The sequence below is a fragment of the Streptococcus sp. WM07 genome, from assembly GCF_004570525.1.
Lineage (GTDB): Bacteria > Bacillota > Bacilli > Lactobacillales > Streptococcaceae > Streptococcus.
Window position 1 is genome coordinate 1 of sequence record NZ_SPPZ01000335.1, and the last position, 262, is coordinate 262.

1 protein-coding gene is annotated in these 262 nt (G+C 45.4%); it reads right to left on the minus strand.

The features are described from left to right. On the minus strand, positions 1 to 262 hold a 262-nt coding region (locus tag E4T71_RS09470; RefSeq protein ID WP_245165738.1), incomplete at both ends, for a Rib/alpha-like domain-containing protein.

Sequence of the window (262 nt, forward strand, 5' to 3'; positions counted from 1 at the left end):
TATCTCCTGGTGTGGTTGTATCTACTGGTTCCTCAAAGCTTACCTTAGTACCTGCTGGCAAGTCTCCTAGATTTGCAATAGATTTAGATGGATCTACTTCCTCACCTTGTTTAACGGTCTGATCTTGCGCTACTGGTGTGTTCTTATCCGCGTCGGTTGGTTCAGAAACTTTAACAGTTACTGGGACCTTATCCGTTGAACCATCTGGATACGTTACCACAGCTGTTGCTGGCTTATCTCCTGGTGTGGTTGTATCTACTGG